The following is a 21400-nucleotide window of genomic DNA, read 5'->3' as shown; positions in this document are numbered from 1 at the left end:
GAACGCCATGTCACTGCTGTCCCTCGTCCTGGCCGCCGCCAGTGCTTCCGCTCCGGCCACGCCAGCAGCCGATCCCGCCACGCTCGCCGCCATCGAGGCGACCTGCTTCGACTACGTCGACGGCCAACTGGAAGGCGATCCGGCGCGCGTGGCGCGCGCGCTGCATCCGGACCTGGCCAAGCGCGCTGTGCTCGGCGATACACCGGACGAGCGCCTCGGCCTGCGCCGCATGTCGAAGGAAGAACTGGTCAGCCTGACCCGGCAGGGCGTTCTGAAAACGCCGAAGGAGGCCTGGAACCGCACCTGCCGCGTGCTCGACGTCACCGCCGAGACGGCCGCTGTGCGCCTGGAGACCCCGTGGTTCGTCGACCACTTCCACATGGGGCGGTTCGATGGACGCTGGATCATCGTCAACGCACTGTGGCATTCGAAGCCACGTTGATCACCCGGCAGCAAGTGCCTTGGCCGCCTTGTGGAACAGCAGAGCGGACGACAACCATGCAACGACATACAGGCCAGTGAAGGTCAGCACGAACGCGGGCGATTCCTGCGTCGCCATGCCCGTCGCGATGCCGCCTGCCGCCATCTGTGCCAGCGCCATCGCGACAAGCACGTACGACATCCCGCGCGCCTGCAGTCTGGCAATCCCGGTGCCGATGGCGCCGACCGCCAGTACGCCAAGGAAGAGCAGGTTGGCACGATGGTCCGGCTCATCGACGATGCCGACCGCCAGGTTCGCCCACAGCATCAGGAAGGCGGCGCCGATTGCGATCATGCTGGCCAGCAGGTAGCTGGGGACGCGCGTCACCCGCGTGGTGGCCTCGAAAGCAGCGCAGACGGTCAGCAGCATCGCGCCGGAGACCACGAAGTCGCTGCCGGTCCAGGCAACCTCATCCGTGAAGCGCATCGCCAGCCATGGGGCCAGCAGCAACAGGGCCGCGCCACCCCAGATCACAGGCCGGAGAACGCGGATCCATGCGAGCGCGTTGGGGTAGGTGTCGTGGGTCATGACCATGTCTCCGGTGTCGGCGGCGGGTGCGCCGGACGCAGGATCGGCTGCCGGCGTGCGCCGGTGAGGGGGGCTGTGTGAAGCGAGTGCGAAGTGCAGGGTCGGCGTCGATGCCGGTCCGCGAACTCCCGGTTAAACTCGGCGCCCGTTCCGGGGAAACTTCGTCCATGCGTTCTTTAGTCCTGTCGTGTCTGCTGCTGTCCATTGCGATGCCCGCCCATGCTGACGGCACCACGGAGGCGCGGGCGCTGTTCCAGCGCTATGAGCAGCTGGCCGCCACCTACGATCCGGCCTTCGCCGATCTCTACTGCGATGCGGCACTGGTGCGCAACACGCGGCGCTTCCCCGACGGCACCGAGCGCACGCTGGAGTTGCCGGCGGCGCAATACAAGGATCTCGTACGCGCAGCGATGCCGGTCGCCCGACAGCGCAGCGACCGCAGTACGTTCTCCTCGGTGGCGTTCACGCGCGAAGGCGATGCCGTGCGCATCACCGCGTCCCGCTATTCGCTGCTGAAGGATTACACAAGTCCGATATCGCTGAAGGTCGCTGCGTGCGACGGTGGCGCCTGGGGCATCCTGGAAGAGATCAGCGAAAGCCGTCCCTGACGGACGCGCGCTTCAGCGCGTGGCCGGCCGGTGCGCATAACTCAGCACGCGCGTGACCTGCCATTGGCCGTCGCGTTCGCGCCAGACCATCACGAAGTCGGCTTCGCCTTCGCAGGTGCCGGACGACAGCGCGCAGAACCGGTGCGTGCCCTGCGCGATCGCACCGAAGCCCTTGATCGGGAACACCGCCAGCGTGCCCGGTACGCGTTCGCGCCGATAGTGGCCGCACACGTTGGCGCGTGTGCGCTCGATCATCTCGTCGCGGGTCCACGTGACGCCGCCGTTGTCGTGGTAGAACTCCACGGCCTCGTCGAAATAGGCGGCATGTTTCGCCAGTTGCGCGGGGTCGGCGCAGGTGTTGAACGAGCCGAACACCGCCGCATCCAGTGCATCGATCACCTGCGTGAGCTGTTCGGGCGTGCGTTCGGCCGCAGCGGCGGATTCCACCGCGCCGAACAACAGCACGGTGCCCATCAGGCCCGCCAGCGCGGCCTTCGCCACACGTGACCGGACGGCGCTCATGCCGACACCAACGGTGCGCGCGGACGCCCGCCCAGCAGCCGCGCCGGCAGCATCAGCACGGCGTGCAGGAAAGAGAACAGGGCGGAGAAGGTGATGCCCACCAGACGGAACGGCAGCGACAGCAGCCACACCAGCGGCCACGCCACCAGCGCCAGCAGGGCGAGCGGCCAGCACAGCACGAACAGCAGGCACCAGGCGAGCAGGGCGATGAGGGTCTTCACGGAGAGGCTCCTTCGGTCGGCGCGCCACCAACGGGCGGCATGCGGACAGCGTGCCGGGGCAGGGTGCGGCGGACAATGCGCGCGCGACGAAAGCACGGCACGGGCGACCAAGCCCGGTGCATGGTGGACGAAATATATCTGTGCGCAGGCCTCCGCGACCCGGTGTTCAGTCCGCAGCGTTGATCGTCTGCAGCAACTGGGTGACCCGGTAGGGCTTGGGCAGGTAGCGCACGCGGTCCGGCAGCGGCGGCAGTTCCGCGCGCGGATGGCCCGAGGCGAGGATCACCCGGGCATCGGGATGCAGGGCGGCGGCTTCCCGCGCCACATCGATGCCGGAGATGTGGCCCGGCATGGCCATGTCCGAGATCACGACGTCGAAACGCGTGCCGTCGTGCAGGCATGCCATGGCCTTCTGGCCATCGATGGCCGTCACCACCTCGAACCCGGCGATCTCGAACGCATCGGAGAGGATGTCGAGCAGGTCGGCCTCGTCGTCGATCAACAGCATGCGTCTGGCGTCGGTCATTCCGGGTCTCGTGGCACGGGAAGGCAAAGGGAAACCGTGGTGCCTTCGCCGGAAGCGCTTTTCAGTTCCGCGAATCCGCCCGACTGGCGCGCGAATCCGAACACCTGGCTGAGGCCCAGCCCGCTGCCCTTGCCCACCTCCTTCGTGGTGAAGAAGGGCTCGAACACGCGTGCCTGGTCGTCCGCCGGAATGCCGTCGCCGTTGTCGCTGACTTCGATGCAGATGAAGCGGCTGGCGGCCGCATCCGCGGCATGTGGCGGCGCACACTCTCGCAGCGTCGCCGTGATCGCGATGTGACCTCCGGCGGGCATCGCGTCGCGGCTGTTGGACACCAGGTTCAGCAACGCCGCCTCCAGTTGCTCCCGGTCCACGTCGATCCCGGGCAGATCGTCATCGAAGCGGGCATACAGGGTCACGCCGTCGTGGCATGCGCGTCGCAACGTGTCCATCGCCTCGTGGATGACGGTGGCCACCGAATGCCGTTCCGACACCAGCACGCGTCCTGTGCCGAAGGTCAGCAACTGCCGGGTGAGCAGCGCGCCACGCTCAGCCGCCCGCATCGCGCCCTGCAGATGCTTCTTCGCCTTGGGCTGCATCGTGTAGTGATCCACGAGTTCCAGGCTGTTGATGATGATGTTGAGCAGGTTGTTGAAGTCATGCGCCAGGCCCAGCGTCAACTTGCCGACGGCTTCAAGCTTGTGCGCCTGCAGGAGGGCATCGCGGGATTGTTCCAGCCGTTCCTGGTCTTCGAGGCGGTCGGTGATGTCGCGCGTGACTTTCGCGTAGCCGACCAGCACATCGTCCTGCCAGATGGGGTCGATCACCACGCTGGCATGGAACACGGCGCCGCCCTTGCGCACGCGCCAGCCCTCGGCGGTGAAGCGTCCCTCCTCGCGCGCGATCCGGAGGCCCCGCGCGGGTGCGTCGCTGGCGATGTCTTCCGGCGTGTAGAAGCGCGAGAAGTGGGTGCCGATCACCTCTTCCCGGGTGTAGCCCTTGATGCGCTCGCCGCCGGTATTCCAGCTGCGCACATGGCCTTCGGTGTCCAGCATGTAGATGGCGAAATCGACCACGCCGTCGATCAGGCGTTTCAGCTGTTGCGTGTCGTCGTCCAGCAGCGGGATGGCGGCGGCATCGCCAAGGGCACGCGGTGTGCGCGCGGGATCGGGCCCGGCGGCCGGCGGCGACGTGTCGGACATGATCGGCGGACGAGGCGTCAGGAGACGGGCGGCAGTTCCGCGACCGCGCGGATCAGGGCAGACTGGCGTTCCAGCATCCAGCGCGTGGCCCACGCCGCACCGGCCTCCAGCGAGCGCACGGCCACCTGCTCCTGCGAAATGCCTTTGCCCGAGACCAGGATCCTCGCCATCCACCCCTGCCGTTCGGGGCCGATCTCGACGATGGGCCGGCCCTGGCATACAAGGGTCCTCCGCTGGTTTTCCACCTGCCACGAGAAACCCTCGGGCAACGGAGCCGATACGCGCGTGATCACGATGGATTCCCCTGGGACGTGATGCACCTTCGCACGGACCGCGTTCCCGATGCGTGACGAAACGCAGCCCCACACGCCCGGCCGGGCCTCACGCGTCCTTTGCCTTGGGCCGATGCTGGGTTACGGGGGGGATGCGTAGTCCGCCAGCACTTCGCCGTCCACCGCGACCAGGTGGTCCAGGCGGATGCGTTCGCCGGTGTCGAGTTCGGCGTACTCGCTGCCGCCGCTGGCGTACAGCGCGACGATCCGTGCGTTGCGCTGCTGCAGCACGCCGTCTCCATCGATGAACCGGATCGAGGCCGTGCGGCGTCGTGTCGCCGTGGCTTCCAGTACGTCGTGGAATTCGCAGTTGATCGGTGCGTAGGGCGTGGAGGGCCGGGTCATGGCGTGGCGCCTGGGCAGGTGGGCGCGCAGGGCGCGGGGTGGAGTATCGTGCGCCCGGAAACGCCGGGAAGGGAACCGCCAGCCATGGAACACGACACGTGAGCACGCCGGTACAAGGCCGCACGGGCCAGGATCCCGATCTGCTGCGCCGCCTGTTGCGCGCGAAGGATCGGATGGATGCCGCCTCGCACGAAGCCTGGCCTGTGCAGCGCCTCGCGCGCGTGAGCCATGTGTCCGAGGCGCACTTCGCGCGGTCCTTCAAGGATGCCTTCGGCATTCCACCGCACCGCTACCTGCTGACGCGCCGCATCGAGCGCGCCAAGGCGCTGCTGCGCGACACCGATACGCCCATCCTCGACATCGCCCTGCAGACCGGATGGAACAGTCTGGGCACGTTCGGCCGTACCTTCCGCGACATCACCGGCGAAAGCCCGGGTGCACTGCGCGCGCGTGAACAGGCCGCGCGCCACGCGCTGGAATGCGTGCCGCACTGTTATGTCAGCGCCGCCTACCGGCCCGACCTCACCACCGCAGTTTCGGAGAAGCGACGGCAGGAGGGCGGTGATACAAAAGCGCCCTCATCCACGCAGGAGGTTCCATGAGTCAGGGTATCGGGGTGGTCGGTCTGTATGTCCGCGATCAGGACGAAGCACTGGCGTTCTATGTCGACAAGGTCGGGTTCCGCGTGCATACCGATGCGCGCAACGGCGACTACCGCTGGCTGACCGTGCAGCATCCGGACCAGCCGTCCGTGCAGCTCGGTCTGTTCAAGGCACAGGCGCCGGTGCTGGACGACGCCACCGCACAGGCGGTCAACGCGATCGTCGCCAAGGGCGCCATGCCACCGCTGGTGCTCAACGTGGACGATTGCCGCGCCGAGTACGAGCGCATGCGCGCCAACGGCGTGGAGTTCACCCAGGCGCCGGAAGCGCGCTACGGCAACGTCGATGCCAACTTCCGCGACCCCTCGGGGAACGGCTGGAAGATGATCGAGTCCCGGCGCGCGGCGCACTGAGTGTCCACGCCATCGTGCCGCTTGCGCAGGAGATCGCTATGAACGGGAGCGCGTGGATCCGTCAGTTCCACCGTTGGCTGTCCATCACCTTCACGTTGACGGTCATCGCCAACCTGCTGGTCATGGGGCAGGAAAAGATCGCGCTGTACGTCGGGCTGTTCACGCTGCTGCCGTTGGCGTTGCTGCTGCTCACGGGCCTGTATCTGTTCGCACTGCCGTATCTTGCGAGGCGGCGCAGCGGCGCAAGCAGCGGGTAGGTCGACGCTCGACCGGTTCCGTCACCCCGCCCAGCAGAGGACGCCCGATGAAGTATCTGATTTCCTTTCCCAGCGCTGCGATGGTCGTATCCGGCGACGAACTTGAAGCAGCGGGTCGCGAGTCGCGCGCGGTGATCGAGCAGGCGAAAGTCGCGGGGGTGTACGTCTTCGGTGGAGGCATCGACGAGAGTGTGTCGCCGATGCTCGTGTCGGGCGATGGCGCTGTCGCCGAGGGCGGATACCCGTGGGCGCCGCCGCTCAACGGCGGTTTCACCGTACTCGAACTGCCATCCCGCGAGGAGGCCATCGCCTGGGCGGCGCGCATCGCGAAGGCGTGTCGCTGCGATCAGGAACTGCGGGTGTTCATGTTCGATCCGGCGTCGTGAGGCGGTGGGCGCGCGGTCAGCGGGATAAGGTGGGCTGAGCCTGCGAAGCCCGACATCGGAGTGTCGGACGATGCGCGATGTTGGGCTTCACTTCGTTCAGCACAGGCTATTGAGGGTGTTTTCCGCTAGCTGCGCACTATGCGGAGGCAGTCGCCCTCAGTCCTCGATGGCTTCCACGCCCTGTCGATCCAGTTCCGCCAGGCGATCGCGCATGGTGGTGAGTTGCTCGGGCGTGTGACCGATCCAGCCCTTCACTTCGGCGACCACGCGCAGTGGATCGCGCGTCCGATACGACCGGGTTGGATTGCCCGGGAAGCGCTGGTTGGTGAGGTTGGGATCGTCCTCGAACGGGCCGGTCGGTTCGACAATGTAGATGTGCCCGTGGCCTTCGCCGACAGCGAGTTCCGCGCCCCAGGTGGCCGCTTCCAGCATGGCGGTGAGGTAGACGTACCTGGCGATGCGGCGCTCGCCGAAGTTGGAGGTGTAGCCCGCGACGATCAGGTCGCCGGGAGCCAGTTTCGCCTTGGTGCCGTGGTAGTAGATCTCGGTATCGCGCATAGGGGGTGGTGTTCCGGTGGCCTGCCGTATCGACAGGCCGGCGATACTGCAGTCCGCACCGGGCCTTGCCGCAAGCCCCCGGGGGTTATATAAATTGATGGTGGGAGGCGCAGCGCGCCTCCCTTTTTTGTGCGCGGATCGCGATATCGGGTGCGAAGCACGGCCTGCCAGCACGCAGGATGGGTTGAGCGAAGCGATACCCATCGTCGTGAGCCGGCACGCTGCGATTGATGGGTATCGCCTGTGGCTCAACCCATCCTACGGCGCTTTTTGTGCTTTGCGATGACGCGAATGGCTGGCAGGATGGAGGCAGGAATGTCGTGTCGCTTGGGAGTCGGTCAGTCATGAAGCAGCTGTCCCGCATCGTGGTTTCTTGTGTGTTGCTGTGCGGCCTGACCGCCTGCGGTTGTGTGGACGAATACGTCGACACGCTGCCATCTCCCGACGGTACGCTGAAGGCCGAGCTGCGCCATTGCGGCTGCAGCCTGACCACCTACCGGCGCACGCAGGTGACGGTGCTGGAGTCTTCGCGCAAGGCCGAGTGCATGGCCTCCACCGGCGTTGCCGGGTTCGATGCCCCCTTCGACCATGCACCGCTGAAGTTGCGGTGGCTGTCCAACGACACGTTGCATGCGAGCTACCCGGACTATCCCGACTTTCCGCAGACGCAGTACAGCGCGGGTGATCCGGCGAGGCCCAAGGTGACGCTGGTGTTCCAGGGCGAGCCTTAGCGTGCGCTTGGCTGATGACTGATGCCCGGCATGCGCCGCGCTATGGCGTCGCGAGGTTCACCGGTCGTCCGGAAGCAATTGCGCTCTGCCCCCTGTTTCCTGGCCCAACCCAGGGTTCTACTCAACTTGGCGAGAGGCCCGGTCACCCGCACGGCGGGCTTCTTCAATCCAATCCAGGGCTTCGCGGTAGCCGTCTTCGCTTTCCAGGACGCGGTCCGTCAGGGGCCTCCCTGTCAGTGTGAAGTACGCACCGATGTCCGCAGGCGTGAGTCCGGCGGCCTCAGCGGCCTGGTGGAACAGGTGCCAGCGCATCGCGCGCTTCTCGAGTTCGTAGCGCGGCCAGAACTCTGGAAGGACCTCTGCACCTGCGCGTACGCGACTGACCGGCTCTCCCAGGCGCTTGTCCTTGGGGGCGAGGCGCTTGGCTGCGGCGAGGAGCAGGTGCGCCATATCCTGGCGCTCTACTGACCCATTCGTTGTCTGCAGCTGGCCTGCACACCGATTCAGGGCAGCGGATAGCTCGCGGAGCGAGGCCTGGATGTACGGGTTCGGGTGGTCTTTTATCATCGTTCGTCAGTGCACGGGCCGCGAATAGCGCCCATCCATCAAGGTAGACGTCTGACGAGGCCGTTTCCCTATGGCGATGGGTGCGATATCTCCCACGGCGATGAACCCGATGTTCGCGAACTTAACCCGCAGCACATGGGATGGCTTGAGCGAAGCGATACCCATCGTCATGATGCAGATACGCTGTGATTGATGGGTATGGCCTACGGATCAACCCATCCTACGAGACTGCGCGACGGAGAAGAAATGACGGGTTATGGTCGTCCCGAAACAGTACATGTGGAAAATGACTGGTACGACGGCCCGCGCGCCGGCGTTGCTAACATCGGCGGCGAGCCACATCGTTTCAAGTCCCTTTTCGACGAGACGGATGATGAGTACCTGGGGACGTTCCTCGTCTGGCCGTTAGAGGAGGAAGTGCTCGATCTGGAGCGTGAGCAATGGCAGATATTCGTCGCTTGGAACGCGCGCTACGAATCAGGTGAGGTAAGCGGCGATTCCCATCCGGGATATCACGGAACGAACGCTCGCTGGGATGAAATCGAGGCCATCCTCAAGCCCGGAAGGGACGAAATTCCCGCATCTGCCAGGCGAGCCATCGCTGAAATGACGTACCTGGATCGCGAGGTCCGCTACGCGAACTCCGGGCCCGCTTACATGCTGGGCTGGAAATTTCTGGAGAACGGATAGGTCGCTTTGGCCGCAGGCGATATCCGTCATTGCACTTGGCTGAGTCATGGGAGGTGAGCCACGTCGTCGTCGAACGCGGCCTGCGTCTTGCCCATCCTCTGAAAAAGCCCAAGCGCCACAAACGAAAAAACCCCGGGAGCCCGGGGTTTGATCTTGGTGCCGAAGGTGGGACTCGAACCCACACGCTTTTAAGGGCGGCGGATTTTGAGTCCGCTGCGTCTACCATTCCGCCACTTCGGCGCGGACGCGGAGTATAGCTGAGCCAGGCCCCCTACCGACAGGGGCAGGGTCCCGCAGCGCCTCAGTTGACCTGGTCCGTCCCCAGCAACCGCTCGCCCCGGCGCTGCCAGCCGTCCGTGCCGGCCTCTTCCTCCGGCGTGAAGATCCCGCAGCGGACCATCGTGCGCTGGTACACATGCAGACTGACCGCAACGGCCTTGTCGCTGGGATTGCGGATGGTGTGGTACTCGTGCGGCGGGATCAGGCTGCCCGCCGAGCCCGTGCCGGCCTCGATGGTGCCCGCCGGCACGAAGCGGTAGCGCACATCGTCGTGCTCCGCCAGCTCGTACTGCGTGATCTCCAGCCGCCCGCGCCACACCCCTTCCACACACCACATCCCCGAATGATCGTGGATCTTGGTGCCCTGGCCCGGCCCCCACGTCATCGCGATCACGCTGTAGCCGTGCTCCGGACTGGTGTACAGCTCGCGGCGCGCGTAATGGTCGGAGATCGGCTCCAGCACGCAGGACGGCAGATGCACGTCCTCGTCGCAGATCAGTTCGCACAGCGACTTGCGCAGCGCATCGGTGACGGCACGGTCGTCGCCAAGGGCGACGGCGGCGTCCAGCGACGCGATCAGCTTGTCGGCGCCGGGGAAATCGAGGGTCATGGGACGAGCCCGGTGAAAGTGTGGGCCCATTTTAGCCGCGTGGGGCGGGGAGGGCGTCGTGCGGTGCGGGATGGGTTGGATGAGCCCCTCTCCCGTCGGCGACCGAAGGAAGTCCCTGTGGGAGAGAGGGGTTGGGGTGAGGGGCGGCGGAGTGGTGAGGATTCGGCGGCTCGCACACCCTCATCCGGCGCTGCGCGCCACCTTCTCCCGGAGGGAGAAGGGAACGGCGGGTGCTCATACCCCTGCCAGAAACCCTGCCACTGCCGGCCCGAACCGCTCGAAATCCACCAGGAAGGCATCATGCCCCTGTGGCGATTCCAGCGGCAGGAACTCCGCCTGCGCCCCACCGGCCGCGAGCCCCTCGGCGATCTGCTGCTGCTGTTGCAGCGGGAACAGGATGTCGGTGGCCGCCCCGATCGCCAGCGCACGCTGCACGCGGATCTTGGCCAGCCCCTTCATCACGTCGCCGTCCGCGCGGTCCTCACCGGCGTATTCCGCCAGATCGAACCAGTCCATCGACCGGCTGAGATAGAGATAGCAATTGGGATCGAAGCGGCGCACGAACCGGCGCGCATGGCCTTCCAGATAACTCTCCACCTGGAACTCCAGGCCGAACGGATCCTCGTCCGGACGGTCCGACTCCAACCGCACGCGACCGAAGCGGCCATCCCACTCCAGCGCCGAACGGTAGGTGATCACGCCCAGCTTGCGCGCCATGCGCATGCCGGATTCCGGATACGTCTCATCGTCGTACTGGCCGTGGTTCCATTGCGGATCCAACCGGATCGCCTCGCGCTGCAGCGAGCGGATCGCGATGGAGAACGGCAGCGCCTGCGCACTGCCGGAGATGTTGATGTGCGTGCGCGCCGCGCCCGGGTGCAACAGCAGGTAGGCCAGCGCCGTCATCCCGCCCATCGAGTTGCCGATGATGCAGGCCAACTGCTCGATGCCCAGCCTGCGCACCACGTCGAAGGCCGCGTTGGCGCCGTCTTCCACCGACAATTCGGGGAAATCGAGGCGGTAGAGGCCACCCGTATCCGGATTCACCGAGGCCGGGCCCGTCGAGCCCTTGCAACTACCCAACGAGTTCACGCAGACCACGAACCAGCGGTCGGTGTCGATCGGCTTGCCGGGGCCGAGCATCGCTTCCCACCAGCCCTCCGCTTCGTTGCCCGGATTGCGCGCCGCATGCGCATCCGGCGACAGCCCGGTGACGATCAGCACCGCGTTGTCGCGGCGCTCGTTCAAGCTGCCCCAGGTTTCATACGCCATCCGTGCGCCGTGCAGCGCACCGCCGCGCTTCATGAGGAACGGCGAGGGCAGGGGATGGAAGCGGGTGCCGGGGGGGATGAATTCGGTCATGCGCCAAGTGTAGCGATCCGTGCGGCGCTATTCGCCCTGCCAGTGCACGCCGACACGGACTGGCAGGTGGTCCGAACCGATGTCGGGGCCGCGTTCCGCGTCCGTGCCGGCAAACTCGGACGAGACAAGCACGTGATCGATGCCGATGCCGAACCAGCCGCCGGTCTCGCTGGGATAGGTAGGTGCCCATCCTGAAACGCGACGCAGGGAGCGCAGGTCGCTGCCGAGCAACGCACTGGACCACGGCGTGGCATTGAGGTCGCCGGCGACGATGGTCGGTCGGGCGGTTGCCGCCAAGGCGAGTTCGCGCAGCAGGCCATCGCGTGCCTGATACTTGCGCGTGGCCATCGGTGGTTTCGGGTGTGCGGCGATGAAATGGACGATATGGCCGTCGATGTCGATATCCGCCTCCATCCGCAGTGCGCCCAGTCGGTCGGGCAGCACACGCACGTTGTGCAGTGGATGGTCCGAGAGCACGCCCAGGCCGGGCGGCGATGCGAGCGGATGCAGCGCGTAGTGTGCGAAGCCGCCGTACTGCCGTTCGGCCAGCGCGGCAGCGTAGTTCGGCGACAGTTCGGTCAGCACCACGAGGTTGGCCGGCTTCCGACGCAGCCAGTCGAGCAGTGCGGCGGGGTCTTGCTGGCGGATGTTGACGTTGGCGACCGCCACCACGAGATCCGGCGATTCCTGCGAGTGCGGCGCGACGGGACTGGCGGTGAGCCATGGCAGGGCCAGCAGTGGCAGGCCGAGCAGCCAGCGCCTGTCGCGTACGGCGCCGAGCAGGCAGGCGATTAGCCAGGCGGCGCCATAGAGCGGCTGCCAGTGCGAGAAAAGGTCCAGCGCCCAGCCGATGGATCCTTGGCCAGGCATCCATGCGCGTTGCAGCGGGAGCAGCAGTCCGAGCAGCGCAGGTGCGGAGAGCCAAAGCGCTAGCCGTGATACGACGCGTGCGCGCTTCATGCAGTGGGCAGGAGATGGATCATCGCCGGAGTGTAGGGAAGGCGGCTTATCGATGCCATGTCGTGCAGGTGCAAGCAGGGCACGGATACATCGCAACGCAGTGTCCGTATCCCTCGCCCTGCGCAGCGGGGAGAGGGTGCCCAACGGGTGGGTGAGGGGCGAACGGAGTGGGAATGCTCGCGCTGCGATTGACGGTCAACGCGCGTCTACGGCGGTGCGCGGAGGGTTCTGCGCGAAGAGCGCCCCTCATTCGGCCTTCGGCCACCTTCTCCCCGCTTCGCAGGGAGAAGGAACATCCCGCGCGAAGAAGGAAATGCTGTACTTACGGCACCACGCGGTCGATCGTCAGCGTGTAGGTGTTGCCGGCCTTGACCTCGGCGGTGACGGCAGCGGCTTCCAGGTCGCCGGTCTGCGCAGCAGGACCATTGCCCTTGGCGATGCGGGCGACCAGCTGCACCTGCGGTAGCTGCGAGAGCTTCAGCGTGGGCATGGGGCTGTCGCCGTCGCCGAGCGGCACGGTTACCGGGAAGGTGTCCACCGGCAGGCGTTTGGCGGCGACCGGCATCGGCGGGCCACCCACCTGGCGGGCGAACACGAACAGCGTGTCGCCCGGCGCCAGCTTGTCCTTCAGGGCCGGCGCCAGACCGACCGTGACCGTGAGCAGTGCAGGTGTGGCGTCGGCGACGGGTGCCGGCGCCGTGTCCGCCAGTGGCGGCAGGCCGGCGTCGGTACGGGCTTCGTTGATCTGCGTGCGCAGGGTGGCGGCGGTGTTCGGGTCGACCTTGGCCAGCAGCGGCTCCCAGGTCTTCGCCGCTTCCGCATGCTTGCCTTCCTGTCGCTGCGCCAGGCCGACGAACCACAGCGCCCGCTGATGATCGGGATTGATGGCGATGGCCTTGTCCAGCAACGCCATCGCCTGCGCGTCGAGCTTGCGTTCGGCGTTGTTGAACAGCCGTGCCTGCGCGGCTTCGACCAGCAGGTCGGCGTCGGTCGGCAGCAGTTGCACGGCGCGCTCGAAGGCTTTCAGCGCATCGTCGTAACGTTGCAGCGCGGCGTAGGACTTGCCCAGCAGGCGCCAGCCTTCCGGCTCGTTGGGCTGCTTCGCGAGCTCGGCTTCGAGCTGGGTCACGGCATCGTCCAGCGTCGTGGGCATTGCGGCGGTGGCCTGCGGCGACAGCGCGGCAGGCGTGCCCACCACGCGGTACAGCGCGAACGTGGCGATGCCGAGTGCGGCGACGCCGCCCAGCACCAGCCCGCGCGCGTCGCGCCACAGCGGCCACAGCACCGCCAGCAGTACGGCGGCGGAGAGCACGATGGAGAGGATCACGAACGTGGTCATCACCACTCCTGATTGTCGTCGTCGGTGGTCGGCGCGGGTTGCTTCGCGCGCTTGGCGACGATCCGGCCGACCCAGACACCGCCGGCCAGCAACAGCAGCAGGGGGCCGAACCACAGGATGTACGTGCCGGGTGCGACCTCGGGTTTGTACAGCACGAACTCGCCGTAGCGTTCGACCAGGAACTGCTTCACCTGCGCGTCGTCCTTGCCCTGGCGCATCAGGTCCAGCACTTCACGCCGCAGGTCGTGCGCGATCTGCGCATTGGAATCGGCCAGCGACTGGTTCTGGCACATCACGCAGCGCAGTTCGGCGGTGAGTTTGTGGAAGCGGGCTTCCTCGGTGGCGTCGTTGAACTGCAGCGGGGTGGGGTCGCTGGCCTGCGCGAAGGCGGGCAGCGCGCAGAGCGCCAGCAGCAGCGCTAACACGCCCCGTAGAGCCGAGCTTGCTCGGCTGCTCTTGGTTCCGGCATCGCGCAGCCGAGCAAGCTCGGCTCTACGGGGGGCACGTGGGGTGGCGAACATGTTCATCGGCCGGCTTCGATCTTTTCCAGCGCCGGGATCAGCTGGTGGTCGATGATGGCCTGATCGATGGCGCCGACGTGCTTCCAGCGGATCACGCCGTTGCCGTCGACGAGGAAGGTTTCCGGCGCGCCGTAGATGCCCCAGTCGATCGCCGTGCGGCCCTCGATGTCGGCGATGACCATCATGTACGGGTTGCCGAACTGCTCCAGCCAGCGCAGCGCATCCTCGCGTTCGTCCTTGAGGTTGTAGCCGATGAAGCGCACGCGCTTGGTCAGCGCGAATTGCGTGAGGATGGGGTGTTCGACGCGACATTCGGGGCACCAGCTGCCCCACACGTTCATCACGTAGGGCTGGCCGGCCAGGTCGGCGTTGGTGACGCGCTTGGCGGGGTCGTGCAGCAGCGGAAGGTCGAACGCGGGCGCGGGCTTGCCGATCAGCGGCGACGGCAGCGCGTCGCGGCCGGCACGGTCGGACTGCGACACGCCGTAGTACAGCAGGCCCATCAGGCCGACGAAGAACAGGCCGATGATGACCAGGGCGAACGTCAGCGCGCCGCGCGAACGCGGTGGCGAGGGCGGAAGTTCGGATGCGTTGTTCATGCGGGTCGCGCCTCGGAGCTGCGGTGGTTGCGGAACCGGCGGTCGGCGGCGGTGACGAAGCCGCCGAGGGCCATCAGGGCGGCGCCGAGCCAGATCCAGCGGACGAAGGGTTTGATGTGCACGCGCAACGCCCAGGCATCGTTGCCGAGCGGCTCGCCGATGGCGACGTAGACATCGCCCAGCACGCCGGGCTTGATGCCGGCTTCGGTCATCACCTGGCCACCGCTGGCGTAGGCGCGCTTTTCCGGATGCAGCAGCACCACCGGCTTGCCATCGCGCAGCACCTGCACGTGGCCACGGTCGGACAGGTAGTTGGGGCCCTGGGTTTCGTCCACGCCCTGGAAATGGAATCCCCAGCGGCCTACTTCGACGGTCTGGCCGGGTTTCACTGCAAGTTCGCGCTGCACGTTCAGCGCTTCCACCAGCAACGCACCGACCAGGAACACCGCGATGCCGGTATGCGCCAGCGTCATGCCGAGCATCTCCGGAGTGAAGCGGCCGTTCGCGCGCAGGCGCGACCAGACGAAGCGCAGCGTGCCCAGGCCGACCCAGGCGGCACCCAGGATGCCGGCGGCAGCCTTGAGCTTGCCCTGTGGCGCCACGAAGTAGGCGAGAACAGCCAGCACGATCGACAGCAGCGCCCATGGCAGCAGCATCGCGCCCAGGCGGGAGGCCTTGTCGCGCTGCCACTTGGTGAGCGGACCGAACGGCACCAGCGCCACCAGCGGTGCCATCAGCACGATGAACAGCAGGCTGAAGTAGGGCGGGCCGACCGAGATCTTGCCCAGGTCGAGCGCATCGGCGATCAGCGGGTACAGCGTACCCAGCAGGATCATCGCGCAGGCCGCGGTCAGCAGCAGGTTGTTGGCGAGCAGCAGGGTCTCGCGCGCGTTGACGGCGAAGTACGACTTCTCCGATGCGTCATCGGCCAGTTGCGGCGCGCGCCACGCATACAGCAGCAGCGAGCTGCCGATCACGATGCCGAGGAAGATCAGGATGAAGACGCCACGCGTGGGATCAGCGGCGAAGGCGTGCACGCTGGTGATCACGCCGGAGCGCACCAGGAACGTGCCCAGCAGCGAGAGCGAGAACGCCGAGATGGCGAGCAGCAGCGTCCAGCCGCGGAACGCGCCGCGCTTCTCGGTGACCGCCTGCGAATGGATCAGCGCCGCGCCGACCAGCCACGGCATGAAGCTGGCGTTCTCGACCGGATCCCAGAACCACCAGCCGCCCCAGCCGAGCTCGTAATACGCCCACCAGCTGCCCAGCGCGATGCCCAGCGTCAGGAAGCCCCAGGCGACGTTGGTCCACGGCCGCGTCCAGCGCAGCCAGCGCGCATCCACGCGGCCGTCGAGCAATGCGGCGATGGCGAACGCGAACGGCACCACGAAACCGACGTAGCCCACGTAGAGCAGCGGCGGATGGATGATCATCCCCGGGTCCTGCAGCAGCGGGTTGAGGTCGCGGCCTTCGCCCGGTGATGGCAACAGGCGGATGAAGGGGTTGGACGTGAAGATCAGGAAGGCGAGGAAGCCGATGGCGACTACGCCCATCACGCCCAGCACGCGTGCGATCACGACGTCCGGCAGTCGTCGCGAGAACAGCGCCACGGCGCCGGTCCAGATCGCCAGCACCAGCGCCCACAGCAGCAGTGAGCCTTCGTGCGAGCCCCACACCGCGGTGTAGCGGTAGACCATGGGCAGCAGGGAATTGGAATTGTCGGCCACGTACTTGACCGAGAAGTCCTGCTGCACGAACGCGACCGTCAGCGCGATGAAGGCCAGCATCACCAGCCACAGCTGCGCGTAGGCGGCCGGGCGCGCCACGTCCATCCACGCGGATTTGTTGCGATGCGCGCCGGCCAGCGGCAGCACCGACTGCAGGATCGCGACCAGCAGCGCCAGGATCAGCGCGATTTGTCCGAGTTCAGGGAGCATCGATCATCCAATCCCTCTCCCTGCGCAGCGAGGAGAGGGTGCCGAAGGCGGGTGAGGGGCGAGCGGAGTCGCGGGTGTTCAAACAACAGGTCTGCGTCCGGGCGCGCTGACTGGGCTTCAAGCACATGTGCCGTGAAGCAAAAGCGCCCCTCATCCGCCCTCCGGGCACCTTCTCCCCGCGAGCGGGGAGAAGGGAGCGACCGGCAGGTGCGAGGGTCAATTCGGCGCCCCGGCAGGCGCGGCCGGCACGTCATGCTTCTGGTGCGCCTTGCCCATCTTGTCGGCGACTTCCTTCGGCATGTAGGCCTCGTCGTGCTTGGCCAGCACGTCGGTGGCGACGAACACACCGTCCTGCATCGAACCGGTGGCGACCACCGCCTGCCCCTCGCGGAACAGGTCGGGCAGGATCTTGTCGTAGCGCACCGTCAGCTGCGCATCGCCGTCAGTGACGCCGAACTGCGAGACCAGCGAGCCGGGTTCGCGCTTGAACGAGCCTTTCTCGACCATGCCGCCCAGGCGGAAGCGCGATTCGCCGGCTTCGCCGCGCAGCACTTCGGCCGGGGTGTACAGGTAGGCCACGTTGCGTTGCAGGGCCATCGCGATCAGCGTGGTGGCGATGCCGGCCACCACGACGGCAAGCAGCACGAACAGCAGGCGGCGGCGGCGGACGGGGTTCATCGGTCAGCGTTCCAGGTCGGTGGGGGCGGCGCTGCGGCGTGCGTCGCGCGCCACGCGTTGGCGGGCGGCGCGCAGTTCGCGGCGCACCTGCAGGCGCGGGGCGAGGAAGTCCCAGCCCAGCACCACGGCGAACACGGCGTAGGCGCCGATGACGTATTCGAGGTAGCTCACGGCGCGGCTCCCTTGCTGGCGGCGAGTTTCGCCACCCAGTCCTTGCCGGCTTCGCGGCGCAGGTTGTCGGCGCGGGCGCGCGCCAGCAGCGAGCCGGCGAACCAGAATTTCGTCGCGACCACCATCAGCACCAACGGCAGGATCATGCTGTCGTCCATGCTGGATTCGCCGAACACGCGGATGGTCTGGCCCTGGTGCAGCGAGTTCCACCACACCACCGAGTAGCGGATCACCGGCAGGATCGCCACGCCGACGATGGCCAGCAGGCCGGCCGCGCGCGCGGCGTTGCGGCGGTCGTCGATGGCGCCGTACAGGCCCATCACGCCCAGGTAGAGGAACAGCAGGATCAATTCGGTGGTCAGGCGCGGGTCCCAGTCCCACCAGGTGCCCCACATCGGCTTGCCCCAGATGCTGCCGGTGGCCAGCGTGATGACGGTGAACGCGGCGCCGGTGGGCGCGCACGCCATCGCCAGGATCTCGCACAGCTTGATGCGCCAGACGAGTGCGATGGCGGCGTAGAAGGCCATCAGGCCGAACACGAACATGCTCATCCACGCGCTGGGCACGTGGATGTAGAGGATGCGGAAGCTGTCGCCCTGCTGGTAGTCGGCCGGCACCACGAACAGCGCCTGCCACAGGCCCAGGCCGAGCAGCACGATCGCCGCCAGATAGCACCACGGCGTCCAGCGCGCCGCGAAGCGGTCGAAGTACGGGGGCGAACCGAGTTGGTGGAACCAGCGGACGAGGGGATTCATGCGGCGGCGTGGGTCTTCAGGTCAGGGCGATGCGGATCGCCGCGGCGGCGGCCACGGGCGCCAGCAGCAGCGAAAGCAGCAGACCGGCGCCCAGCCAGAGGAGGGCGCCGGAGGCATCCAGCCCTTGTGCGCTGGCGGCGACGGCGCCCGCACCGAACACCAGCACGGGTACGTACAGCGGCAACGCCAGCAGGGCCACAAGGATACCAGAGCGCCTCATGCCGACCGTCAGCGCCGCGACCACCGCGCCCAGCAGGCTAAGCAGCGGCGTGCCCAGCGCGAGCGTGGCGAGCAGCATCGGCAGTTGGCTGTGCGGCAGGTGCAGCATCTCGCCCAGCAGCGGCGTGGCCAGCACCAGTGGCAGGGCGGTGGTCGCCCAGTGGGTCAGCACGCGCACCAGCACCAGCCAGGCCAGCGGTACCGGTGCGAGGATCCATTGTTCGAGCGAGCCGTCCTCGGCGTCGCCACGGAACAGGGTGTCCAGCGACAGCAGGCCCGCCAGCAGCACGGCCACCCACACCACGGCGGGCGCGACCTTCGACAGCACCAGGGGCGCGGTGCCCAGGCCGAGGGCGAACAGCACCACCACCAGCAGCGCGAACAATGCCGGCTGCAGTGCATCGCCACGGCGGCGCCACAGCAGTTGCACGTCGCGGACGACCAGCGCGCGGGCGGTCTGCAGCAGGGACGGCGCGGTGCTCATGCCGGGCGCTCCATCACCAGCATCCGCGTCTGCACCGGTGGCGCGGCGTAGGCGCCGTGGGTGGTGACCAGGGCGGCACCGCCATCGCGCAGATGGGCCGAGATCATCCGGTTCACCAGGTTGATGCCTTCCAGATCGAGGTTGGCGTAGGGCTCGTCCAGCAGCCACAGCGGCGACGGCGACAGCCACAGGCGGGCGAGCGAGAGCCGCTTCTTTTGCCCCGCGGAGAGCTGGCGGGCGAGGGCGTCCTCGTACCCGGCCAGGCCGACCATCGCCAGCGCGTTGCCGGGCATCTGGCGGGCGCGGCGGCCATGCAGGCCGCAGAGGAAGTTGAGGTTTTCCAGTGTGTTCAGGTCGGCCTTCAGTGCGGGCAGGTGGCCGAGGTAGGCCATCGCATGCGCCCGGCGCGACGGTCCGGCGGGCTGTCCGTCGATGTCGATCTGGCCGGCATCGGCCCGCAGCAGGCCAGCCAGCACGCGCAGCAGCGTGGTCTTGCCAACGCCGTTGCCGCCCTGCACCAGCAGCGCCTCGCCCGCGTCCACGGCGAAATCCAGCGGCCCGAAGACCGGCTCGTCATTGCGCGAGAACGCCAAGGCGCGGGCGGCCAGCAACGGCGGGTGGCGGGAAGCGGCGTCGGTCATCGGATCGGGCGTTCCCGGGCGGGAGGCTGGGGTGTCCTGGGGCTCAATCGCCCATTCTAAACGGAGGGGCCGGTCCGGCCGCCTGCGACAGACGGTCGCGGTCCGTCACCCCACCCAGTCGGTATGCAGGTCGCCGTCGGCCTGCGGCGGGCGCGGCCACATCATCCGCAGTCGCACCGGCGTGTCGGCGTGCCAGAACAGCGTGCCGCCCTGGCCGAACTCGCGCGCCAGGGCGTCGGCCTGTTCCAGCGTGGCGTCCAGCACCAGGCAACCGTGCTCGACCATGCCGCCCTGGTTGTTGCAGCCCAGCGCCGGGTGGAATGACAGCCCCAGCGTGTGCAGGCGCGCGTGCAAACGCTCCTGCGCGGCGTCGTTGACCGGGCGCGGCGCCTCGCCGGGTGGAGGATTCCACGCGGTGATGAACAGATAGCGGGTCGCCATGACCTGGCGTTCGACGTCCGGCGCGGTCGAGCCGGTGCGGAACAGCCATTCCTGCCGACCCACGGTGACGAAGTAGTGCGCGGCAGCCCAGGCCGTGGCCAGCCGTGCGCGTTCCGCCTCGGGGACATCCCCGAGGGTCGTGCCGGCAGCGGGAACGCGGTGGTCGGCCATGGCCGCATCATCGCGCGTAACGCCCAGCGCGTACACTCCGTGTTCCCCTTCATCGAGTGCCCGAACCAGGATGTCCCAGCCGCAGACCAAGCTGCCCAAGGTGGGCACCACCATCTTCACCGTGATGTCGCAGCTCGCCGCCGAGCACGGCGCGGTCAACCTGGGGCAGGGTTTCCCGGACTTCGCGGTGCCGCAGCGGCTGGTGGACGAACTGGATGCCGCCATGCGCGCCGGCCACAACCAGTACGCACCGATGACCGGTGTGGCGCCGCTGCGCCAGGCCATCGCGGAGAAGGTGCTGCGCTGCTACGGCCGTGAAGTGAACCCGGATACCGAGATCACCGTGACCAGCGGCGCCACCGAGGCGCTGTTCAACGCGATCCACGCCGTGGTGCGCCCGGGCGAAGAAGTCATCGTGCTGGACCCGGCCTACGACAGCTACGAACCGGCCATCGACCTGGCGGGTGCGCGTGCCGTGCATGTGCCGCTGGATCCGCAGACGTTTGCGGTGGACTGGGACCGCGTGCGCGCCGCCATCACGCCGAAGACGCGTCTGCTGATCATCAACAGCCCGCACAACCCGTCCGGCGCGATGTTCGACGATGCCGACATCCGCGCGCTGTCGTCGCTGCTGGAAGGCACCGGCATCTATCTGATTTCCGACGAGGTCTACGAGCACATCGTGTTCGACGGCCGTCGCCACGAATCGATCCTGCGCTATCCGGAACTGGCCGCGCGTGCGTTCGTGGTGTCCAGCTTCGGCAAGACCTACCACTGCACCGGCTGGAAGATCGGCTACGCCATCGCGCCGCCGGCGCTGAGCGCGGAGTTCCGCAAGGTCCACCAGTACAACGTGTTCTGCACGTTCGCCCCGGCGCAGTTCGCGTTCGCCGCGATGATCCGCGACGAGCCGGAACACTACGAACAGCTGGGCGCGTTCTACCAGGACAAGCGCGACCGCTTCCGCGAACAGCTGCTGGGCACGAAGTTCACGCCGCTGCCGGTGCCGGGCGGGTATTTCCAACTGGTCGACTATTCCGCGGTCAGCGACCTACCGGATGCCGAGTTCGTGAAGTGGCTGACCGTCGAGCACGGCGTCACCGCGATTCCGCTGTCGCCGTTCTACGAGACGCCGCCGGTCGGGCAGCGCCTGGCACGCCTGTGCTTCGCCAAGAACGAGGCGACGCTGGATGCGGCGATCGCGCGGTTGAAGACACTCTGATCCCTGTAGGAGGGGCTTTAGCCCCGATGCCTTCGCCGGGATATC

The 21400-nt window shown here is 67.4% G+C and carries 31 protein-coding genes and 1 tRNA gene; 9 read left to right on the top strand and 23 right to left on the bottom strand.

What is annotated here, in order from left to right; genetic code table 11:
- Window positions 1–7 precede the first annotated feature (7 nt).
- Window positions 8–442: a nuclear transport factor 2 family protein gene (locus OY559_RS12425; RefSeq protein WP_277726557.1), complete on the top strand. Its 435-nt coding sequence runs from the start codon at window positions 8–10 to the stop codon at window positions 440–442.
- Here OY559_RS12425 and OY559_RS12420 read toward each other — a convergent pair whose 3' ends face one another.
- A complete protein-coding gene (locus OY559_RS12420; RefSeq protein WP_277726556.1) occupies window positions 443–1009 on the bottom strand; it encodes a hypothetical protein in 567 nt (188 codons plus the stop codon).
- 167 nt (window positions 1010–1176) lie between these two features.
- Between OY559_RS12420 and OY559_RS12415 the strand changes: the two genes are divergently transcribed.
- Window positions 1177–1617: a hypothetical protein gene (locus tag OY559_RS12415; protein WP_277726555.1), complete on the top strand. Its 441-nt coding sequence runs from the start codon at window positions 1177–1179 to the stop codon at window positions 1615–1617.
- A gap of 12 nt (window positions 1618–1629) precedes the next feature.
- Here OY559_RS12415 and OY559_RS12410 read toward each other — a convergent pair whose 3' ends face one another.
- From OY559_RS12410 to OY559_RS12385, 6 genes are all read right to left on the bottom strand, one after another.
- Window positions 1630–2139, bottom strand: a complete 510-nt coding sequence (locus OY559_RS12410) for a nuclear transport factor 2 family protein (RefSeq protein WP_277726554.1) — start codon at window positions 2137–2139, stop codon at window positions 1630–1632.
- Complete coding sequence (locus tag OY559_RS12405; RefSeq protein WP_277726553.1) at window positions 2136–2360, bottom strand: hypothetical protein; 225 nt, start codon at window positions 2358–2360, stop codon at window positions 2136–2138. Before OY559_RS12405 ends, OY559_RS12410 begins: the two co-directional genes overlap by 4 nt.
- Window positions 2361–2526: 166 nt before the next feature.
- Window positions 2527–2886, bottom strand: coding sequence for a response regulator (locus OY559_RS12400; RefSeq protein WP_277726552.1), 360 nt, complete (start codon window positions 2884–2886; stop codon window positions 2527–2529).
- A complete protein-coding gene (locus OY559_RS12395) occupies window positions 2883–4085 on the bottom strand; it encodes a two-component system sensor histidine kinase NtrB (protein WP_277726551.1) in 1203 nt (400 codons plus the stop codon). The genes OY559_RS12400 and OY559_RS12395 overlap by 4 nt, the downstream gene beginning before the upstream one ends.
- A gap of 17 nt (window positions 4086–4102) precedes the next feature.
- Window positions 4103–4378 (bottom strand): hypothetical protein, encoded by a 276-nt coding sequence (locus tag OY559_RS12390; protein ID WP_277726550.1) that lies wholly within the window; start codon window positions 4376–4378, stop codon window positions 4103–4105.
- Window positions 4379–4498: 120 nt separating this feature from the next.
- Complete coding sequence (locus tag OY559_RS12385) at window positions 4499–4762, bottom strand: hypothetical protein (RefSeq protein ID WP_277726549.1); 264 nt, start codon at window positions 4760–4762, stop codon at window positions 4499–4501.
- Window positions 4763–4935: 173 nt separating this feature from the next.
- On the opposite strand from OY559_RS12385, the gene OY559_RS12380 reads away from it, so the two are divergent.
- From OY559_RS12380 to OY559_RS12365, 4 genes are read left to right on the top strand one after another with little or no spacing between them, the layout of a single operon-like run.
- On the top strand, window positions 4936–5364 hold the full coding sequence (locus OY559_RS12380; RefSeq protein WP_277729999.1) for a helix-turn-helix transcriptional regulator: 429 nt from the start codon (window positions 4936–4938) through the stop codon (window positions 5362–5364).
- The gene (locus tag OY559_RS12375; RefSeq protein WP_277726548.1) at window positions 5361–5777 is read left to right on the top strand and encodes a VOC family protein; all 417 of its coding nucleotides are present in this window, start codon (window positions 5361–5363) and stop codon (window positions 5775–5777) included. The genes OY559_RS12380 and OY559_RS12375 overlap by 4 nt, the downstream gene beginning before the upstream one ends.
- Window positions 5778–5815: 38 nt before the next feature.
- A complete protein-coding gene (locus OY559_RS12370) occupies window positions 5816–6034 on the top strand; it encodes a hypothetical protein (protein WP_277726547.1) in 219 nt (72 codons plus the stop codon).
- A 47-nt stretch (window positions 6035–6081) separates the two neighbouring features.
- Window positions 6082–6420: a YciI family protein gene (locus OY559_RS12365; RefSeq protein ID WP_277726546.1), complete on the top strand. Its 339-nt coding sequence runs from the start codon at window positions 6082–6084 to the stop codon at window positions 6418–6420.
- Window positions 6421–6576: 156 nt separating this feature from the next.
- Here OY559_RS12365 and arr read toward each other — a convergent pair whose 3' ends face one another.
- A complete protein-coding gene (gene arr, locus OY559_RS12360; RefSeq protein WP_277726545.1) occupies window positions 6577–6978 on the bottom strand; it encodes an NAD(+)--rifampin ADP-ribosyltransferase in 402 nt (133 codons plus the stop codon).
- A 344-nt stretch (window positions 6979–7322) separates the two neighbouring features.
- On the opposite strand from arr, the gene OY559_RS12355 reads away from it, so the two are divergent.
- The gene (locus OY559_RS12355) at window positions 7323–7709 is read left to right on the top strand and encodes a hypothetical protein (protein WP_277726544.1); all 387 of its coding nucleotides are present in this window, start codon (window positions 7323–7325) and stop codon (window positions 7707–7709) included.
- Between the two features lie 117 nt (window positions 7710–7826).
- Here OY559_RS12355 and OY559_RS12350 read toward each other — a convergent pair whose 3' ends face one another.
- Complete coding sequence (locus OY559_RS12350) at window positions 7827–8159, bottom strand: hypothetical protein (protein ID WP_277726543.1); 333 nt, start codon at window positions 8157–8159, stop codon at window positions 7827–7829.
- A gap of 309 nt (window positions 8160–8468) precedes the next feature.
- Here OY559_RS12350 and OY559_RS12345 point away from each other — a divergent pair, with 309 nt between their 5' ends.
- Window positions 8469–8966, top strand: coding sequence for a hypothetical protein (locus OY559_RS12345; RefSeq protein WP_277726542.1), 498 nt, complete (start codon window positions 8469–8471; stop codon window positions 8964–8966).
- A 154-nt stretch (window positions 8967–9120) separates the two neighbouring features.
- On the opposite strand, the gene OY559_RS12340 is transcribed toward OY559_RS12345, so the two are convergent.
- From OY559_RS12340 to OY559_RS12275, 14 genes are all read right to left on the bottom strand, one after another.
- Window positions 9121–9206 (bottom strand) — tRNA-Leu (locus OY559_RS12340).
- A gap of 61 nt (window positions 9207–9267) precedes the next feature.
- The gene (locus OY559_RS12335) at window positions 9268–9855 is read right to left on the bottom strand and encodes a cysteine dioxygenase family protein (RefSeq protein ID WP_277726541.1); all 588 of its coding nucleotides are present in this window, start codon (window positions 9853–9855) and stop codon (window positions 9268–9270) included.
- Between the two features lie 234 nt (window positions 9856–10089).
- A complete protein-coding gene (locus OY559_RS12330; protein ID WP_277726540.1) occupies window positions 10090–11217 on the bottom strand; it encodes a homoserine O-acetyltransferase MetX in 1128 nt (375 codons plus the stop codon).
- Between the two features lie 27 nt (window positions 11218–11244).
- A complete protein-coding gene (locus tag OY559_RS12325; protein WP_277726539.1) occupies window positions 11245–12087 on the bottom strand; it encodes an endonuclease/exonuclease/phosphatase family protein in 843 nt (280 codons plus the stop codon).
- 412 nt (window positions 12088–12499) lie between these two features.
- Entirely contained in the window at window positions 12500–13516 is a 1017-nt protein-coding gene (locus tag OY559_RS12320; protein WP_277726538.1) for a tetratricopeptide repeat protein, read from the bottom strand.
- A complete protein-coding gene (locus OY559_RS12315; RefSeq protein ID WP_277726537.1) occupies window positions 13516–13941 on the bottom strand; it encodes a cytochrome c-type biogenesis protein in 426 nt (141 codons plus the stop codon). The genes OY559_RS12320 and OY559_RS12315 overlap by 1 nt, the downstream gene beginning before the upstream one ends.
- A 98-nt stretch (window positions 13942–14039) precedes the next feature.
- Window positions 14040–14540, bottom strand: a complete 501-nt coding sequence (locus OY559_RS12310; protein ID WP_277729998.1) for a DsbE family thiol:disulfide interchange protein — start codon at window positions 14538–14540, stop codon at window positions 14040–14042.
- Between the two features lie 92 nt (window positions 14541–14632).
- Window positions 14633–16573 (bottom strand): heme lyase CcmF/NrfE family subunit, encoded by a 1941-nt coding sequence (locus OY559_RS12305; protein WP_277726536.1) that lies wholly within the window; start codon window positions 16571–16573, stop codon window positions 14633–14635.
- A 216-nt stretch (window positions 16574–16789) separates the two neighbouring features.
- Window positions 16790–17251: a cytochrome c maturation protein CcmE gene (gene ccmE, locus OY559_RS12300; protein ID WP_277726535.1), complete on the bottom strand. Its 462-nt coding sequence runs from the start codon at window positions 17249–17251 to the stop codon at window positions 16790–16792.
- Between the two features lie 3 nt (window positions 17252–17254).
- Complete coding sequence (locus OY559_RS12295; RefSeq protein WP_277726534.1) at window positions 17255–17422, bottom strand: heme exporter protein CcmD; 168 nt, start codon at window positions 17420–17422, stop codon at window positions 17255–17257.
- Window positions 17419–18177 carry a heme ABC transporter permease gene (locus tag OY559_RS12290; protein WP_277726533.1) on the bottom strand — a complete coding sequence of 253 codons (759 nt, stop codon included), beginning with the start codon at window positions 18175–18177 and terminating at the stop codon, window positions 17419–17421. Before OY559_RS12290 ends, OY559_RS12295 begins: the two co-directional genes overlap by 4 nt.
- A 16-nt stretch (window positions 18178–18193) precedes the next feature.
- Window positions 18194–18880: a heme exporter protein CcmB gene (gene ccmB, locus OY559_RS12285; protein ID WP_277726532.1), complete on the bottom strand. Its 687-nt coding sequence runs from the start codon at window positions 18878–18880 to the stop codon at window positions 18194–18196.
- Entirely contained in the window at window positions 18877–19521 is a 645-nt protein-coding gene (ccmA, locus tag OY559_RS12280) for a heme ABC exporter ATP-binding protein CcmA (protein ID WP_277726531.1), read from the bottom strand. The genes ccmB and ccmA overlap by 4 nt, the downstream gene beginning before the upstream one ends.
- Before the next feature lie 105 nt (window positions 19522–19626).
- On the bottom strand, window positions 19627–20133 hold the full coding sequence (locus OY559_RS12275; protein WP_277726530.1) for a DUF3293 domain-containing protein: 507 nt from the start codon (window positions 20131–20133) through the stop codon (window positions 19627–19629).
- Between the two features lie 70 nt (window positions 20134–20203).
- Between OY559_RS12275 and OY559_RS12270 the strand changes: the two genes are divergently transcribed.
- Window positions 20204–21355 carry a pyridoxal phosphate-dependent aminotransferase gene (locus OY559_RS12270; RefSeq protein ID WP_277726529.1) on the top strand — a complete coding sequence of 384 codons (1152 nt, stop codon included), beginning with the start codon at window positions 20204–20206 and terminating at the stop codon, window positions 21353–21355.
- The last annotated feature ends 45 nt before the right edge of the window (window positions 21356–21400 follow it).

It is taken from the genome of Pseudoxanthomonas sp. SE1 (assembly GCF_029542205.1).
GTDB lineage: Bacteria > Pseudomonadota > Gammaproteobacteria > Xanthomonadales > Xanthomonadaceae > Pseudoxanthomonas_A.
This window is presented reverse-complemented; position numbering and strand designations above follow the sequence as displayed.